At 69.0% G+C, this 16,565-nt stretch carries 15 protein-coding genes; 1 reads left to right on the top strand and 14 read right to left on the bottom strand.

The genetic code is table 11. The annotated features are described in order from the left end of the window. Positions 1–126: 126 nt before the first annotated feature. The 4 genes from AC1C2U_RS13435 to AC1C2U_RS13420 all read right to left on the bottom strand — a co-directional run bounded on the left by AC1C2U_RS13435 (position 127) and on the right by AC1C2U_RS13420 (position 4,753). The gene (locus AC1C2U_RS13435; protein WP_495362267.1) at positions 127–1,917 is read right to left on the bottom strand and encodes an ATP-binding cassette domain-containing protein; all 1,791 of its coding nucleotides are present in this window, start codon (positions 1,915–1,917) and stop codon (positions 127–129) included. Between the two features lie 305 nt (positions 1,918–2,222). Continuing rightward, a complete protein-coding gene (locus AC1C2U_RS13430) occupies positions 2,223–3,701 on the bottom strand; it encodes a malate:quinone oxidoreductase (protein ID WP_495362266.1) in 1,479 nt (492 codons plus the stop codon). A gap of 56 nt (positions 3,702–3,757) precedes the next feature. Further along, positions 3,758–4,204 carry a VOC family protein gene (locus tag AC1C2U_RS13425; protein ID WP_495362265.1) on the bottom strand — a complete coding sequence of 149 codons (447 nt, stop codon included), beginning with the start codon at positions 4,202–4,204 and terminating at the stop codon, positions 3,758–3,760. A 129-nt stretch (positions 4,205–4,333) separates the two neighbouring features. After that, positions 4,334–4,753 carry a hypothetical protein gene (locus AC1C2U_RS13420; RefSeq protein ID WP_495362264.1) on the bottom strand — a complete coding sequence of 140 codons (420 nt, stop codon included), beginning with the start codon at positions 4,751–4,753 and terminating at the stop codon, positions 4,334–4,336. A 92-nt stretch (positions 4,754–4,845) separates the two neighbouring features. Here AC1C2U_RS13420 and AC1C2U_RS13415 point away from each other — a divergent pair, with 92 nt between their 5' ends. Beyond that, the gene (locus AC1C2U_RS13415) at positions 4,846–5,466 is read left to right on the top strand and encodes a MerR family transcriptional regulator (RefSeq protein ID WP_495362263.1); all 621 of its coding nucleotides are present in this window, start codon (positions 4,846–4,848) and stop codon (positions 5,464–5,466) included. Between the two features lie 101 nt (positions 5,467–5,567). Here AC1C2U_RS13415 and AC1C2U_RS13410 read toward each other — a convergent pair whose 3' ends face one another. The 10 genes from AC1C2U_RS13410 to AC1C2U_RS13365 form a co-directional block, all read right to left on the bottom strand. Next, positions 5,568–6,605, bottom strand: a complete 1,038-nt coding sequence (locus AC1C2U_RS13410) for an N-acetylglucosamine kinase (RefSeq protein ID WP_495362262.1) — start codon at positions 6,603–6,605, stop codon at positions 5,568–5,570. Further along, positions 6,602–7,861, bottom strand: a complete 1,260-nt coding sequence (locus tag AC1C2U_RS13405) for a 6-phospho-beta-glucosidase (RefSeq protein WP_495362261.1) — start codon at positions 7,859–7,861, stop codon at positions 6,602–6,604. Before AC1C2U_RS13405 ends, AC1C2U_RS13410 begins: the two co-directional genes overlap by 4 nt. A gap of 109 nt (positions 7,862–7,970) precedes the next feature. Beyond that, positions 7,971–9,128, bottom strand: a complete 1,158-nt coding sequence (locus tag AC1C2U_RS13400; RefSeq protein ID WP_495362260.1) for an ROK family transcriptional regulator — start codon at positions 9,126–9,128, stop codon at positions 7,971–7,973. Positions 9,129–9,203: 75 nt separating this feature from the next. Beyond that, positions 9,204–10,046: an ABC transporter ATP-binding protein gene (locus AC1C2U_RS13395; RefSeq protein WP_495362259.1), complete on the bottom strand. Its 843-nt coding sequence runs from the start codon at positions 10,044–10,046 to the stop codon at positions 9,204–9,206. Beyond that, positions 10,043–10,933 carry an ABC transporter ATP-binding protein gene (locus AC1C2U_RS13390; protein WP_495362749.1) on the bottom strand — a complete coding sequence of 297 codons (891 nt, stop codon included), beginning with the start codon at positions 10,931–10,933 and terminating at the stop codon, positions 10,043–10,045. Before AC1C2U_RS13390 ends, AC1C2U_RS13395 begins: the two co-directional genes overlap by 4 nt. 2 nt (positions 10,934–10,935) lie before the next feature. Beyond that, positions 10,936–12,030: an ABC transporter permease gene (locus AC1C2U_RS13385; RefSeq protein WP_495362258.1), complete on the bottom strand. Its 1,095-nt coding sequence runs from the start codon at positions 12,028–12,030 to the stop codon at positions 10,936–10,938. Beyond that, positions 12,023–13,027, bottom strand: a complete 1,005-nt coding sequence (locus AC1C2U_RS13380) for an ABC transporter permease (protein WP_495362257.1) — start codon at positions 13,025–13,027, stop codon at positions 12,023–12,025. Before AC1C2U_RS13380 ends, AC1C2U_RS13385 begins: the two co-directional genes overlap by 8 nt. Positions 13,028–13,078: 51 nt before the next feature. Beyond that, positions 13,079–14,743, bottom strand: coding sequence for an ABC transporter substrate-binding protein (locus tag AC1C2U_RS13375; protein WP_495362256.1), 1,665 nt, complete (start codon positions 14,741–14,743; stop codon positions 13,079–13,081). A 242-nt stretch (positions 14,744–14,985) separates the two neighbouring features. After that, positions 14,986–15,594, bottom strand: a complete 609-nt coding sequence (locus AC1C2U_RS13370) for a bifunctional 4-hydroxy-2-oxoglutarate aldolase/2-dehydro-3-deoxy-phosphogluconate aldolase (protein ID WP_495362255.1) — start codon at positions 15,592–15,594, stop codon at positions 14,986–14,988. Next, entirely contained in the window at positions 15,594–16,544 is a 951-nt protein-coding gene (locus tag AC1C2U_RS13365; protein WP_495362254.1) for a sugar kinase, read from the bottom strand. Before AC1C2U_RS13365 ends, AC1C2U_RS13370 begins: the two co-directional genes overlap by 1 nt. Between the last annotated feature and the right edge of the window lie 21 nt (positions 16,545–16,565).

The following is a 16,565-nucleotide window of genomic DNA, read 5'->3' as shown; positions in this document are numbered from 1 at the left end:
CCCAGCGCGAGCAGTTTGTAGGACGATGGCGCCTTTGTAGGTCATTCACGAACCGACCTGTCCTACATTGCGACGTTCGTCCTACGAACAGTGCGACGTTCGCGGCGCGACCCTGCGGCGTTCGTCCTACGAACTCGCGAGGGCTGGGGCGATGAGCTCGGCCGCGCGGCCCGCGGCGAGCTGCAGCGTCTCTCCAGACCAACGGCGTCGCAGCCACCGATCGTGGCTCGCGATGACGACCGCACCGGGGTAGGCGCCGAGCGCCTCCTCGAGATCGGTGGCCAGAGCGAGCGAGAGGTGGTTCGTCGGCTCGTCGAGCAGGAACACGTGCGGCGGCCGGGCGATCACGAGCGCGAGCGCGAGCCGGCGCTGCTGCCCCACCGAGAGCGACCCGATCGGGCGCGACTCGTCTCGCGGCGCGATGAGGCCGAGCCCTCCGAGCGGCACCTGCTCGGCGCGGCGCTCGCCGAGCACGCGTTCGTAGAGACCACGGGGCGAGGCCTCCGGGTCGGCGAATCGCACATCCTGTTCGAGCAACTGCACGCGAAGCCCTTTGCGCCGGTGCACGACGCCCCGGTCGACACGCTGGGTACCCGCGAGCACGTTCAGGAGCGTCGACTTGCCCGCGCCGTTCGCACCGGTCACGAGCAGCCTCGTGAGCGGCGCCACCTGCAGCGCGTCGAGCGCGAGCCGGCCGTCGACGGCGACATCCGTGACCTGCACCAGCAGGCCGGCCGCCGCTTCGAGTGCGTGCGAACCCGACGGGATGCCGGCGAACGCGAGCGGCGCCGGCGGCTTCCGCACCTGCTCACGCTCGAGCGTTGCGAGCCGGAGCTCGGTATTGCGCACCCTGCGAGACACGGCCTGATCGACGTTCTCGCCCTTGAAATGGCGGATGAACTTGTCGTTGTCGGTCGCCGCTCGACCATGGGCGACGCGACGCGATGCGCCCGCGACGTCGCCGCGGAGCCGCCGCAGCTCCGCCTGCTCGTCGTCGTACTGACGCAGCCAGCGCACCCGCTCCTCCCCCTTGACGGTGAGGAACTCCGAGAAGCTCCCGCCGAAGACCGTGCCGCCAGATGCCGCGAGCGACTCCTCGCGCGAGGCGCCCGCAGCCGTGCCGCCTCGACTCGCGTCGGCACCCGAGCCGGCGAGCGCGAGCGCCCCTGCCCGCCCAGGGTCGAGGTCGAGCAGGCCGGTGGCCGCACGATCAAGGAACTCCCGATCGTGACTGGCGAACACGACCGGCCCGCGCCAGGCGCGCAGCCGATCCTCGAGGAACGTCGCGGCGTCGTCGTCGAGGTGGTTCGTCGGCTCATCGAGCAGCAGTGCGTCGGGCGCGCTGAGGAGCAGCGCGGCGAGCGCGAAGCGCGACCGCTGACCGCCCGAGAGCTCGTCGATGCGACGGTCGAGACCGAGCGTGCCGACGCCGAGCCCGTCGAGGAGTTCGTCGCGGCGAGCGTCAGCACTCCAGACGTCGGCGCGTTCGGCCGCGTCGAGCGCCGCCGAGTACCGCGCCGAGGCGCCGGAGCCATCGACGGCGAGCGCCGCCGCTGCGTCGTCGAGCTCGCGCTCGATGGCACGCACCTCGGCGAGGGCCGCTTCGAGCACCCCGCCGACGCGATCCTGCGGGTCGAACGCCAGCTCCTGCGAGAGCAGACCGGTGCGGTGCGGACGCGTGATGCGACCCGAGGTCGCGACGTTCGATGAAGCGGATGCCGCGGCATCCGCTCGCTCGAAATCGCCGGCCAGCAGCCGGAGCAGCGTGGACTTGCCGGCGCCGTTCTCGCCGATCAGGCCGAGTCGTTGAGCCGGCGCGACGGCGAAGCCGAGGTCGGTGAACACACGTCGATCGGGGTACGAGACCGAGAGCCCGTCGACGCGGAGATAGTGGGAATGGGTGACGAATACAGCCATGGGTACGCCCTTTGCGGGAATGCCCCCGAGCGGTCGACGGATGCCGCGGCGCACGTCCGTTCGAACGATGCACCGAACTGGCGGAGCGCGCGCGCGGCGCCGACGACCGCCCGGGAGCGGAGAGAAGCCCCGCCGGGCATTGCCGTCGATGGGTGCTCGCAGATGCTGTCGCGATCAGCACGGTGTGATCAGAACCGTGGGCACACCCATGTCAACGGCGCCTCAGGCGCGGGACGATGGTGTGTACTCACTTCATAGCGGATATGACGGTACCAGACGTCACCGCAAAAGCAAAGGGGACAGTCTCAGGCCGCGAGGCCCAGCACCTTCGCGGTCTCTGCGAGCGTGGCCGACGCGACCGCCGGATCGGTCGAGAGCTTGGTGCCGTAGCTCGGGATCATCTCTCGCAGCTTCGGCTCCCATGCCGCCATGCGGTCGGGGAAGCAGCGAGCGAGCACGTCGAGCATGATCGGAGCCGCAGTCGACGCACCCGGAGAGGCACCGAGCAGACCGGCGATCGTGCCATCTGCGCCCGTGATGATCTCGGTGCCGAACTGCAGGATGCCGCCCTTCTCAGGGTCTTTCTTCATGACCTGCACGCGTTGGCCGGCGGTGATGAGCTCCCAGTCCTCGCTCTTGGCCGTCGGCATGAACTCCCGCAGCGCTGCGAGCTTCTTGTCGCGCGAGGCGAGCAGCTCGGAGACGAGGTACGTCACGAGGTCGAAGTTCTTGAACGCCACTTGGAGCATCGGGCCGATGTTGTGCAGACGGATCGAGAACGGCAGGTCGAACCAGGTCGAGGTCTTCAGGAACTTCGGCGTGAACCCGGCGTAGGGCCCGAAGAGCAGTGCGGTCTCGCCGTCGACGACGCGGGTGTCGAGGTGCGGCACCGACATCGGCGGCGCACCCTTCGCGGCCTTGCCGTAGACCTTCGCCTGATGCTGTGCGACGAGCTTGGGGTTCGTCGTGCGGAAGAACTGGCCCGAGATCGGGAACCCGCCGAAACCCTTGATCTCAGGGATGCCCGAGTGCTGCAGCAGTGCGAGCGCACCTCCGCCGGCACCGACGAAGACGAACCGCGCGTTCACCGTCTTCGGCGTGTTGCCGACGAGGTGGCGCAGCCGGATCTTCCACGTGCCGTCGCTCTTGCGCTTGAGCGAGGTGACCTGGTGGTTCGTCGCCACCTCTGCACCGCGCTGCTCGATGTCTCGCAGCAGCGACGTCGTGAGTGCGCCGAAGTCGACGTCGGTGCCCGCCACGATGCGAGTCGCTGCGACGCGGGCCTTGGGGTTGCGCTTCTTGGCGAGGAGCGGGGTCCACTCGGCGATGCGCTCGAGGTCTTCGGTGTACTCGACGTCGGGGAAGAGCGGCTGGTCTTGCAGGGCGGCGACGCGCTTCTTGAGGTACTCGATGTTGGCTTTGCCCTTGACGAACGTCATGTGCGGCGCCGAGTTGATGAAATTGTGCGGCTCGGGCAGCGCGCCGTGCTGCACGAGGTACGACCAGTACTGGCGGCTCACCTGGAACTGCTCGTTGATCGAGACGGCCTTGTCGGCACTGACCGTGCCGTCGGGGTTCTCGGGCATGTAGTTGAGCTCGCAGAGGGCCGCGTGGCCGGTACCCGCGTTGTTCCACGCGTTCGACGACTCCTGCGCGACCTCGCCGAGGCGCTCGTACACGCGGATCGACCAGTCGGGTTGGAGTTGCGAGAGCAGGGAGCCGAGCGTGGCGCTCATGATGCCGCCACCGATCAGCACGACATCGACGGTTTCCTCTGAATTCACGGATTCCAGTCTAGTTGGCGCCCGAGGTGCCCCCGACCGGCCGTCGGCTGCTCGCCCTACGCCCGGTCCAGCACCGGGAGACCGCGCTCGTCGAGCGGCCAGGACGGGTTGTGCGCGAGCTCCCAGAGATTGCCGTCGGGGTCGGCGACGTATCCGCTGTAGCCACCCCACTCGGTCACGACCGGCGCTTTCGCGATCGATCCGCCCGCCAGCACCCAGTCGCCGAGCGCGTCGTCGACCTCTTCGCGGGAGGCGAGGTTGATGGCGAGCGCTACCGCGCGGAACCCGGGTGCGTGCGCGTGCATCGTCGGCAGCGCGGCATCCTTCGCGAGCTCGACGGTCTCCCAGAGCGCGAGCACTCCGCCCGGCGTCGCGAAGAACGCGACCTCGCCGGCGACCGATGACGGGGCTTCGCGCCAGCCGATCCTCTGGTAGAACGCCGCGGCGGTCTCGACGTCGGCGACGCCAAGCGTGACGAGGGAGAAGCGCTGCGGAATGGCCATGCACCGACGCTACGCCTGTCGCGCCGAACCCGCATCGTGCGCGCGAGCGGATGCCGCGGCGCAACGCCTGCAGCGACATCCGCTCGCCGAGTCGCCCGACTTTGTACAGAGTTGGGCAACTCGAAAGGTTCAGAGTGCAGCGATGCCACCGGCGATCAGGCCGATGCCCGCGGTGATCAGCGCCGCGGTGAGCGAGAGGACGCCGATCCAGAGCAGGACGATGAGTCGGTTCGGCTTCTCGGGGTCGCGGCCGAGCACCGAGAGGAAGAACCCGGCCGGCATGAGGATCGCGGCGACCGGCACGCCGACGCGGGCGAGCCACATCCAGAAGCCGTCGAGCGCGGCGTACGAGATGACCGCGAGGATCGCGACCGAGAGCACGAGCAGCACGGCCGCGTGCGCATGGCCGGCCCGGAAGAAGCTCAGCTGCAGTCGATTGGCGGGCACGTTTCCGCGCAGCACTTTGGTGAGGAAGTAGCCGCCGCTCTCGACGGTGACGAGGGCGAGCAGGAGAATGCCGATGAGGATGAGGTTGTCTGCGGACGGCATGGCCGGTCCTTCCTTCGGGGTTGGTTCATGATTGGATAGTTGTACTCGCCAATATTAGAGAGTTGCACTATCCAATGCAAGGAGCTCATCTGATGCGCATCTCAGCACTCGCGGCCGAAGCCGGTCTGCCCGTCGCGACCGTCAAGTACTACCTGCGCGAAGGCCTCCTGCACGCCGGCGCCGCGAGCTCGGCTACCCAGGCGAGCTACGACGAGAGCCACGTGCGCCGACTGCGGCTCGTGCGGGCCCTCACCGGGCCCGTCGGGCTCAGCGTGCAGCAGGCGCGCACGGTGCTCCAACTCGTCGACCACCCCGGCGACGACCTCTACACGACACTCGGCCAAGCCGTCGGCGCACTCCCCCCACCGGGCGCCGAACCGGCCGAGGCGTCCGACCCGTACCCGCGCGCCCGCGCCGCGCTCGAAACCCTCGGGCAGGTCTATGATCCCGACTTCGCCGCCGTCGCCCAACTCGAAGGCGCACTCGCCGCGGCAGAAGACGCCGGTATGCCGATCACGCCCGAACGACTCGCCCGATACGGGCGAACCGCCGCCGAACTCGCCGAGTACGATCTCGAGCGGATGCCTCCGGAGCCCCACGCAGCCGTCGAGTACACCGTGCTCGGCACCGCACTCTACGAACCGGTGCTGCTCGCCCTCCGGCGCCTCGCCCATCAGGACGCGGCGGTTCGCCGCCTCGGCGGTGCCGACTGAGTCTCCGGTCCTGCTTCGTGTGCACAAATCAGGTCGGGAGGTGTGTCGCCCCGGCCCGGCGCCGATTCGCGCGCGACGGGGCCTCAGCGCGCGGGGCGGTCTCAGCGCGCGACGGGCTGCCCCTCGGGCTCCGCACCCGATCGCGTCGCCGCGGCCACCGCGGTGCGGGCGCGGTCGAGCGCTTCATCGGTCGCGCCGGCGTGACTGAGCGCCAGCAGTGCCGCGCCCACGATCGGCGCCGTCTCGAGGATCTCGATGCGGGCCAAGGGCGCGACCTGCGCAAGCCCCGTGGCGATGCCGGCGATCAGCCGCTCGTCGCCGGAACGGATGATGCCGCCGCCGAGCACGATCGGGATCGGATCCGCCTCGAGGCCGAGACGCACGACGCAAGCCCGGGCGAATGCGACGAGCTCTTCGGCCTGCCGGTCGACGAGCGAACCGGCCACGGCGTCGCCAGAACTCGCGGCCGCGAAGATCGCCGGTGCAAGCGCAGTGAGTTCGGTCGAGTCGCGACGCCCGAAATGCAGGTCCTCGATGAGCGCGGCGATCGAGGTGACGCCCAGGTGATCGACGATCGCCGCACTGAGCGACGTCGCCGGACCCCTGCCATCCGCATCGCGCGCCGCATGCCAGAGGGCCTGCTCACCGAGGCCGCCCCCGCCGCCCCAGTCACCTGAGATGCCGCCGAGCGCCGGGAAGCGCGCGTCGGCGCCATCGGCGCGCACACCGATCGCATTCACGCCCGTGCCGCACACGATGGCGACCGCGTCGGGCTCATCGGTACCGGCACGGAGCAGTGCATAGAGGTCGTTGTCGACCACGGTCGACGCATGGGCCCACTCGAGCCCGGCGATGGCGGCGGCATACTGCTCGATCTCGATCGGCAGGTCGAGTCCGGAGAGGTAGAGACTCGCGTGCACGACGCGCCGCTCGCCCGCGACAGCACGAACCAGCTCGTCGACGACTGCGACGGCCTCTGCGAGACCCTCGAAGTGTGGACTCGAACCCGGGCCGCGTCGGTGCCCGACCAGAACGCCGTCGATCGTGAGGGCGACCGCGTCGGTCTTCGAGCCCCCACCGTCGACCGCCACGATCACACCGCCCGCCCCACCGTCGACGACTCCGCTCGCGTCGATCATCGGGCCCACTCCAGGAACGGTGCATTCTCGGCCATGAGCAGGTCGGTGAGCTGCTCGGCCCGGTCGTGCTGCAGCACGAGGGGGTGGGCCCGCATCGCGCGCAGCACACGGTCTCGTCCGCCGTGTACCGCGGCGTCGAGCGCGAGCCGCTCATACCCGGCGACACCGGCGATCAAGCCGCGGATGTCGTCGGGCAACGGCGCGACCGGTTCCGCGACGAATCCCCCGTCGCGGAACACGGCCGGCACCTCGATGACGTGATCGTCGGGCAGGAACGGCAGCACGCCGTCGTTGCGCAGGTTGACCACGCGGGCACGGCTCGCACCGTCGCGCATGGCGGCGAGCAACTCGATCGCCGCCTCGGAGTAGAAGGCGCCGCCGCGCCCCTCGAGCGCTGCGGGCTTCTCGTGCTGCGACGGGTCGGCGTACAGCTCGAGCAGCTCGCGCTCGATGGCGCGCACCGCCTCGGCGCGGGTCGGCTCGTGCAACTGCTCGCGCAGCACCTCGTCGTGCGCGTAGTAGTAGCGCAGGTAGTACGAGGGCACAACGCCGAGCTGCGCGATGAGCGCCGGTGCGAGGTGCACTTCGTCGGCCAGCTCGCCGAGGCGGTGCGCCAGCAGGCCGGGCAACCGGTCGTCGCCGTCGATGACGACGCTGCGCTCCCACGTGAGGTGATTGAGGCCGACGTGGCCGAGGCTCACCCGGTCGTGTTCGACATCGAAGAGCGACGCGAATCGACGCTGGAACCCGATCGCCACGTTGCAGAGCCCGACCGCACGGTGACCGGCTTCGAGCAGCGCCCGGGTCACGATGCCGACAGGGTTCGTGAAGTCGACGATCCAGGCGTCGGGCTTCGCATGCGCCCGTACGACCTCGGCGATGTTCAGCACGACCGGAACGGTGCGCAACGCCTTCGCCAGCCCGCCCGGGCCGGTCGTCTCCTGACCGATGCATCCGGCCTGATGCGGCCACGTCTCGTCGGCGTGACGGGCGTCCTGCCCCCCGACCCGCAGCTGGATCAGCACGGCATCGGCATCGGCGACGCCCGCGACGAGATCGGTCGTGCCGATCACCCGTGCGGGGTGCCCGGCGTGGGAGAGCATCCGCCGCGACATCCCGGCGACGAGCGCGAGTCGGCCTTCATCCGGGTCGACGAGACGGATCTCCTCGAGCGGCAGCGTGTCGCGGAGTCGGGCGAACCCGTCGATGAGTTCTGGCGTGTACGTCGATCCACCGCCGACGATCGCGAGCTTCATTGGTCCTCATTCCAGTGCGTGGTGCGCCCCGCACTCTCGAGTGCGAAGACGGGGTTTCAGGGTCGGGCGAACGGATGCCTCAGGGACATCCGGATGCCGAAGGGGCAGGTCAGATGGCGAGTGAGATGTCTGCCTCGAGATGGTCGCGGATCTGATCGACGAGCTGCTGGCGCGCACCGAGCAGAACAGGCTGCGTACCCGTGCCGCTCGTGCGCACCGCGAGCTTCGGGTGCGCCGCCGAGTCGACGCGGGCCGTGACGAGTTCGGCCAGGAGATCGCCGCCCGCGTTGCCGGTCGGGCCGCCGAGCACGATCACCGACGGGTCGAGGATCGCGAGCAACGGGTTCACGGCGAGGATCACGCGGTCGGCGAGCGCCGAGAGCGCGGCGCCGTCACCCGCGAGTCGAGGCAGCATCTCGGCGAGCGTCTCGCTGTCGGTGCCGCCGAGCAGCTTCGCGACGGCCGGACCGCCCAACAGGTCGGTGAAGTCGTTCGCGGCCGGTGCGAGCATCGCCGCTGTGCAGGGCACCGCGAGGTAGCCGATCTCACCGGCGCCGCCGGATGCACCGCGGTGGACCGCGCCACCGAGATCGACGCCGACGCCCAGGCCGTCGCCGATCCAGAACAGCGCGAAGCTCGTGGCGTCGAGGGCAGCACCGGCCGACCGCTCGGCCATGGTCGCGAGGTTCACGTCGTTGTCGATCGTCACCTGCAGTCCGAGCGCCTGCTCGATGCGGCGACGCGCGCCCACCGCCGGCCACCCCGGCAGCGTGTCGGTGAACGAGAGCTCATCGCCGTCGACGAAAAAGGCCGCCTGCACGCCGATCACGACGCGACTGACCGAGGAATCATCGATGCCGGCCGCCGCGCACGCGGCACGGACGGCGGCGCGCACGTCGCCCTCGGGGGTGCGGTCCGCCGCCTCCGTCGCGATCTGCACGATCGGGTGTTCGTGGTCGACGGCGTCGACGACGACGGCCTGGATCGATCGCTCGAGGATGGAGATCGCGACGCCCGTGATGCGGTCGGTGCGAACGCCGTAGGTGACGGCGTTCGGCCCCCTGCCGCCCGAGAGCTCGCCGACCGGACGGATCAGGCCGACCCGCTCGAGCCGCGCGAGCATCTGCGACGCGGTCGGCTTTGAGAGGCCGGTGAGTTCGCCGAGGCGTGACCGGGTGAGCGGACCGTGTTCGAGCAGGAGGCGGAAGGCGGTGCGGTCGTTGCGCGCTGCGAGCCACGTCGGGGTGCCCGGGTCGATCTGGTTCATATCGTCCGCCTCTCTGTGTCGATCATTGTCGCTGGTCGTCACTCTATCTGAAAACATTCTTTACTGATTTTCGCCTCACCCGCCGCTCCGCACCTCGTCTCGCAATTGCCCGAGCCGGTCAGGATCGGCCGCCGCCTCCAGCAGGGTCTTCGTGTACTCGTGCTGTGGATCGAGGATCACGCGCTCGGCCGCGCCGCGCTCGACGATCTCACCGCGGTACATCACGAGGATCTCGTCGGAGAAGTGCCGCGCGGTGGCGAGGTCATGCGTGATGTAGAGCACCCCGAGATGCTCTTGGCGCTGCAGCTCGGCGAGCAGGTTCAGCACCTCGAGTCGGATCGAGACGTCGAGCATCGAGACGGGCTCGTCGGCGACGATGAATCTCGCGCCGGGTGCCAGGGCACGCGCGATCGCCACCCGCTGGCGCTGCCCGCCCGAGAGTTCATGCGGCCGCCGCTCGGCGAAGCGAGACGCGGGCGTCAGCGCCACCCGTTCGAGCAGCTCGTACGCCCGCTCGCGCACCTGCCGACTCGACAGCCGTGGATTGTGGATGCGCACCGGCCGCTCGACGTGATGCAGGATCGTGTGGAACGGGTTCAGCGAGCCGAACGGATCCTGGAAGACCATCTGCACGTCGCCGCGATAGCGGGCGAGACCCGCCCCGTGGTTCGCACTGCGCCGGCCGTCGAGCAGCACCTCGCCCGAGCTCGGCGTCTCGAGTTTGGCCATCATGCGCGCGATCGTCGACTTGCCCGAGCCGCTCTCGCCCACGAGCGCGACCGTGCGACCGGGCTCGAGGGTGAACGACACATCCCTGACCGCGTGGAGGGTGCGCACCTGGAACCCGCTCCGGAGCCGGAAGTTCTTGACGAGGTGGCGCGCTTCGAGGCTCGGCGACCGATCATCGACGGCGCTCATGCCGCACCCCCTGCAGTCTCGATGCCGATGCCACCGATGCCGCCACCGATACCGGCGCCCGTGCGCACGAAGTCGCCCCGCTCGCCGCGCAGGCTCGGGAAGCTCGCGAGCAGCCGTTTCGTATAGGCATGGCCAGGTTTGCGATAGATCTCCTCTGCACTGCCCTGCTCGACGATCTCGCCGTCGAGCATGATCGCGATGTGATCGCTGATCTCGATGAGCAGCGGCAGGTCGTGCGTGATGAAGATCACCGCGAAGCCGAGCCGCTCGCGCAACCGCATGATCTCGCGGATGATGCCGCGCTGCACGACGACGTCGAGAGCCGTGGTCGGCTCGTCCATGATCATCACCTGCGGATCGAGGGCGAGTGCCATCGCGATCATCACGCGCTGGCGCATGCCGCCCGACAGCTCGTGCGGAAAGCTCGAGAGCCGCGCAGGGTCCACGCCGACGAGGGAGAGCAGATCTGCGCTGCGCGACTCGCGCTCGGCCCGCCGCATGCCCGGGCGATGCGTCGTGAACACGTCGTGCAATTGCTTACGCACGTTCATCACGGGGTTCAACGAGTTCATCGAGCCCTGGAAGACCATCGAGACCTTGTTCCAGCGGAACGCCCGCAGCGCCTCACCGTCGAGCGAGACCACGTCGATGTCATGACCGGATGCGTCATGGAACACCACCTCGCCGCCTGTCATGAGCGCGGGCGCCTTCAACAGTCGATTCAGCCCGTAGGCGAGGGTCGTCTTGCCGCAGCCCGACTCGCCCGCCAACCCGAGGATCTCCCCGCGGTGCAGGGTCAGCGACGCCCCGCGCACGGCCTTCACCGGCGGGTCGACCTCGTATTCGATCGAGACCTCACGTGCGGTCAGCACGGGTTCTGCGGTCATGGTCATGCGAACGCTCCTGTGTCGGCGATGCCCTTGCCGGCCTTCGCGGCCTTTCGCTGGCGCTTCGCGTTCTCAGGCGCGAGCCTGAGCTTCGGGTTCACGACCTCGTCGATCGCGAAGTTGATGAGTGAAAGGCCCGCGCCGAGGGCAGCGATGATCAGGCCCGGCGGCACGAACCACCACCAGGCTCCGGTACCGACGGCCTGACCGGTCTGCGCATCGTTCAGCATCGTGCCGAGGGTGATCGAGCCGGTCGGGCCGAGGCCGAGGTACGACAGGCCTGCCTCGCCGAGCACGGCCAAGATGATTCCGAAGATGAACTGCGCGGCGAGCAGCGGCACGAGGTTCGGCAGGATCTCGACGAAGATCACGCGCATGGGCTTCTCACCGGCCACGCGCGCCGCTGCGACGTACTCGCGGCTACGCAGCGACTTCGCCTGTGCTCGCAGCACCACGGCCGAACCCGCCCAGCCCGTGATGCCGAGCACGAGTGCGACGAGCAATGAACTTCGTGCGAGCGGCCCGAGGCCCTCGCTGTTCTGCACGTAGGCGGCGATGACCATGACGAGCGGCAGCCCGGGAATCACGAGCATGATGTTCGTGAACAGCGTGAAGACCTCGTCGAGCACGCCGCCGAAGTAGCCGGCGAGCACGCCGAAGACGATAGCGAGCACAAGGGCGACCACGCCGGCGACGACGCCGATGAAGAGCGAGCCCTGCGTGCCCCACGCCAATTGCGAGAACACGTCGTAGCCGAGCTTCGTCGTGCCGAGCCAGTGCTCAAGGCTGGGCGGCAGCAGCGCGGGATTGTCGGAATCGCGCGGGGGCTGGGCGATGAGCGGGCCGAAGACGCCGAAGACGACGACCAGCCCGACGATGACGAGGCCGGTGATGAGCTTGGCCGAGCGGCTGGGCAACAGGTGCCGGAACCGCCCGGCGCGACTGGCGGCGGCGACGGCCATGGCCGAGGTCGCCGTCGCTTCGCGTGCGGCCTCCCTGGCCGCCTCGGCCGAGACCGGTGCCCGGAACGGCGTGAGGTCGGCGTTCTCGTCGAGACCGTCGAGGGCCTGATCGAGCGTGCGCTGCTGGTCATCCATTGTGTCGCACCCTCGGGTCGATGAAGCCGTAGACGAGGTCCATGATGAAGTTGGCGGCGAGCACCGTGAGCGTGATCACGAGGAACACGCCCTGCATGAGCGCGTAGTCGAGCCCTTGCACCGCCTGGATCATGAGCTTGCCGATGCCCGGGTAGCTGAACACCTGCTCCATGACGATCGATCCGGCCACGACGAAGCCGAGCGCGATGCCGAAGCCGGCCAGGCTCGGGATGGCGGCATTGCGTGCCGCGTAGTTCGTACGCACCCGACGCGGGGTGAGGCCCTTCGCCTCGGCGGTCACGACGTAGTCCTCCGACATCGTCGAGACCATCATGTTGCGCATGCCGAGGAGCCACCCGCCCACCGATGAGAGCACGATCGTGATCGCCGGCAGGATCGCATGGTAGATCGCGCTGCCGATGAATGCCCAGCTCAGTTCTGGTCCGGCTGGGAACGCGAAGACGTCGTAACCGCCGACGATCGGGAACACGCCGAGCTGCACCGCGAAGACGGCGACGAGCACGAGCGCGAGCCAGAAGTACGGGATCGACTGGAAGACCGTCGTGACCGGCACGAGGTGGTCGAGCCAGGTGCCGCGCCGCCACCCCACCCACGCGCCGACGATGATGCCGAGCAGGAATGAGATGACGGTCGCGACACCGACCAGGACGATCGTCCACGGCAGCGCGCTCGCGATCAGATCGGCGACTTGGGCCGGATACCTCGTGGAGGAGACGCCGAGGTCTCCTTGAAGCAGCCGGCCCCAGTATGCGATGTACTGGTCCCAGAGGCTCATGTCCTTGCCCACGCCGAGGATCGAGGTGATCGCCTCGATCGTCTCTTCGGAGAGCGGGCGCCCGCCGCTGGCGCGCCGGAGCTTGCCGAGCATGATCGCGGCGGGGTCGCCCGGCAACAGCCGCGGCAGCATGAAGTTGAGCGAGATCGCCGCCCAGAGGGTCACCAGATAGAAGGCGACTCGCCGAAGGTAAAAGCTCATGTCGCTGCCGTCCTCAGGGTTGGGAAGGTACGTTCCATGGGACCGGTGGGGCTACTTCGCCGGTGTGAGGTGGGCCAGCACGATCGCGTTCGCCACCGCGAGGTACGGCAGCGGAGCGGCGTACAGGTCGTCCTCCGACGGCCAGCCCGAGAACTTCTCCGTGTTGAAGAACGACTGCGAGGCGTTCAGCACCACGGGGATGTACGGGAGGTCGCGTGCGATCTCGGTCTGGATCGTCGCGTAAGCGGCGTTCTTCGTCGCCTCGTCCTGCGTCGCGCCAGCGGCGAGCACCGCGGCATCAACCGCCGGGTTCACGTAGCGCGAGTAGTTCTGGCCATGAAGCGGGCTCTCGCCGACCTTCGCGGTCGAGTTCCCGGCGAAGTACTCGTGGTAGTTCGAGTACGGGTCGGCCACGAGGCTCTGGGCGAGCCCGTAGAGCGCCAACTGGAAGTCGCCCGCCTGAACAGGGGTCCAGTACTCGGCGTCGGAGACCGTCCGGGCATTGATGCGGATGCCGGCGTCCGCCGCCTGCTCCGAGATGAGCTTCGCCGCGTCGTTGTAATCGGTCCAGCCGTCGGGCGAGAACAGATCGATCTCGAAGGCCGTGCCGTTCTTGCCGTAGAACCCGTCGGAGTCCTTCGAGTAGCCGGCGGCTTCGAGGATGGCGCCCGCTTCGGCGGCATCCGAATCCTGCGGGCTCGTCGTGAACTCGGGGTCGCTCAGCCACTGCTCGTCGCGCGGCAGCAGCATGAACGACGGGGAAGACTCGCCGGCGAGACCGGCGAACGCCTTCTCGCGGATCGTGGTGCGGTCGATCGCCGCGTTGATCGCCTGGCGCACGGCCGGGTCGGTCTGCGGACCTTCGCAGCCGAGGTCGGCGTTCGCGCACGTCATGATCGCCGTCGGGTCCTGCTGCAGGTTCAGGGTGGAGATGTTGCCCTTGCCGGTGACGGCATCGGGGTTGGCGATGAACTGGCCGACCCAGTCGATCTTGCCGGTCGTCAGCAGGTCTTGCGCTGACTGGTTCGAATCGAGTCCGAGGTACTGCACCTCCTCGACCGCGGGTGCGCCGTCGCGGAAGTTCTCGTTGGCCTCGAGCGTGTACGCAGCCTCGGAGAAACTCTTCAGCATGTACGGGCCCGACCCGACGGGCTCGGGGTTCGTCTCGGACATGAAGTCGTCGATTCCCTCCCAGATGTGCTTCGGGAGGATGTACGTTCCGCCGAGCGTGAGCGATGCGCTCGTGAACTGCGGCTCGGTGTAGGTGAGCACGACGGTCGTGTCGTCAGTCGCCTCGGCCGAGATGAACTGCTCGCCCTTGTTCGAGCCGTAACCGAAGGTGAACGCGACGTCTTCGGCGGTGAGGTCTTCGCCGTCACTCCACTGCTGGTCGGGCTTGATCGTGACGGTCAGGGTCTTGCCGTCTTCGCTGTACTCGTAGGTGTCGCCGACGAGGCCGACGGGCGCGTCGGCCGAGACCTGGTTGAAGAAGAAGAGCGGCTCGTAGATCGCGCCGAACGTGGCGTGCACGGCCGTGTCGGCGGCGAACGGATTGAAGTTGTTGTTGATGGGGGTGGTGCTGCCTGCCCAGACGCGGAGCACGGGGGCGTCGCCGCCGTCGCCTCCCGTCGAGGGCGAACACCCGGACATTCCCAGGGCGAGTGCGGCCGCTCCGGCGGCGAGTGCCACCGCGAGGGAGCGTTTGGTTCGAGTCATCTCCGACATTCCTCTCGTGCTTCGTTGCGTGGAAGGTGGTGCGGTGACGCCGCTTGCAGGATCTCGGTGCGCGGCGTTACTGGAAGTGACCCTAACAGAAAAGATAGTAACTAGAAACAAGTCATTCAGTTTCTGTTTCCCGCGCGTTTCCGGGCTGATTCGGGGAGATGGGCGGCGTCGAGCGCACGCAGATCGCCCCGTCTCGGAATCCGAGACGGGGATCGAGAAACGCTGGTCGGGTGCTAGTTCGCGATGATCTCGGCGAGCGCGGTCAGCTGCGCCGAGTCCTCCAGGGCGGAACCGACGGCGATCGTGCGCACGCCGCGCGCGAGGAACTCGCGCGCATTCGAGGCATCCATGCCGCCGGTCGCCACGAACCGGGCGCCGGGGAACGGCCCCGCCATCGCGGGGAACCACGCGGATCCGAGCAGGGACGCCGGGAACGCCTTCAACCACGTCAGCCCCGATGCCATCGCCGCCTGCACCTCGGTCGCGGTCGCCACGCCCGGCAGCGGCGGCAGGCCGGCCTCGGCCGAGGCGCGTGCGACGAGGGGATCGAACCCGGGGCTCACGGTGAACGCGGCGCCGGCGGATGCCGCGAGCTCGACGTGCCGAGTGGAGACCACGGTGCCCGCTCCGACGAGACGGCCCGCCGCGCGCCCGGCTGCTGCCACGACGGTGAGCGCTTCGACATCGGCGACGGACTGGATCGGCAGCTCGACGACATCGATGCCGAGGCTCCACGCCCGTTCGGCGAGTTCGAGGCTGCGTTCGGCGCCCATGCCTCGGAAGATCGCCATGAGCGACTGACCCTCGAAGATCTCGTCGAATCGGGCGTTGTCGATGCTCATCACGGGGTGCTCCTCGAAGTGGCTGCAGTGCGGGGGAAGTCTGCAGTGTCGCCCAGTACCGTCACGGCTCGGGCATGCCCCGCGGCGAGCCGCTCTTCAGGGCCGCCCCCGGCGAGCAGCGCGGCGAGGTACCCGGCCGCGAAGGCGTCACCGGCGCCCACGGCCTCGACGACTTCGACTGACCTGGCCGGCACATGTGTCTCGCCCGGCGCACCGGGGGCTCCGGCCAGTGCGTCGACGGCGTGCCCCCTGAACTCGGTGGCTCCGACATCGCCGTCTTTCACGACGAGGAGCGCGGGCTCGGGAAGGAGCGCCCGCACGTCGTCGGGCGTCGCCGTGCCCCAGAGCGTCTCGGCCTCGTCGAGGCCGACGAAGACCAGGTCGGCACGCGCGGCGAGTTCGCGAAGACGGCTCGCCGCGACATCCGCAGGCCAGAGTGCCGGCCGGTGATTGACGTCGAAGCTCAGCAACGCCGGCGACGTGGCTACCTGTGCGAACAGCTCGTCGACGAGGGCGTCGCACGACGCGGAGAGAGCCGGCGTGATGCCGCTCGCGTGCACGACGCGCGCCGAGGCGAGCGGCAACCCGTCGAGGAACGCCGGCGTCATGCGCGCGGCCGCCGAACCTGCACGGTAGTACAGCACCCCACGGCCGGGGTCCTTGAAGTACACGCCCGTCGGGGCCTCGGAATCGACCTCGACCCAGCGAGTGTCGACGCCGCGCGCACCCAAGTGCCGCACGACCCGACGACCGAGCGCATCGTCGCCGACTCGGCCGACCCATGCTGCTCGACGGCCGAGCGCTGCGAGGTGCGCGGCGACGTTGGCTTCGGCGCCCGCGGTATCGACGTGGAAGTCTTCGGCCGACTCGAGCGGCTCGGCGAGCGCGGGCGCCACGAGCGCCATGGTCTCGCCGAGGGCGACGACCTCGGGCAGCGGTGCAGTGGTCACGACCCTTATGCTGTCGGGTGT

The organism is Agromyces sp. Y575 (assembly GCF_059445445.1).
The sequence above is the reverse complement of the archived record's forward strand: the minus strand, read 5'-3'. Positions and strand labels throughout refer to the sequence as shown.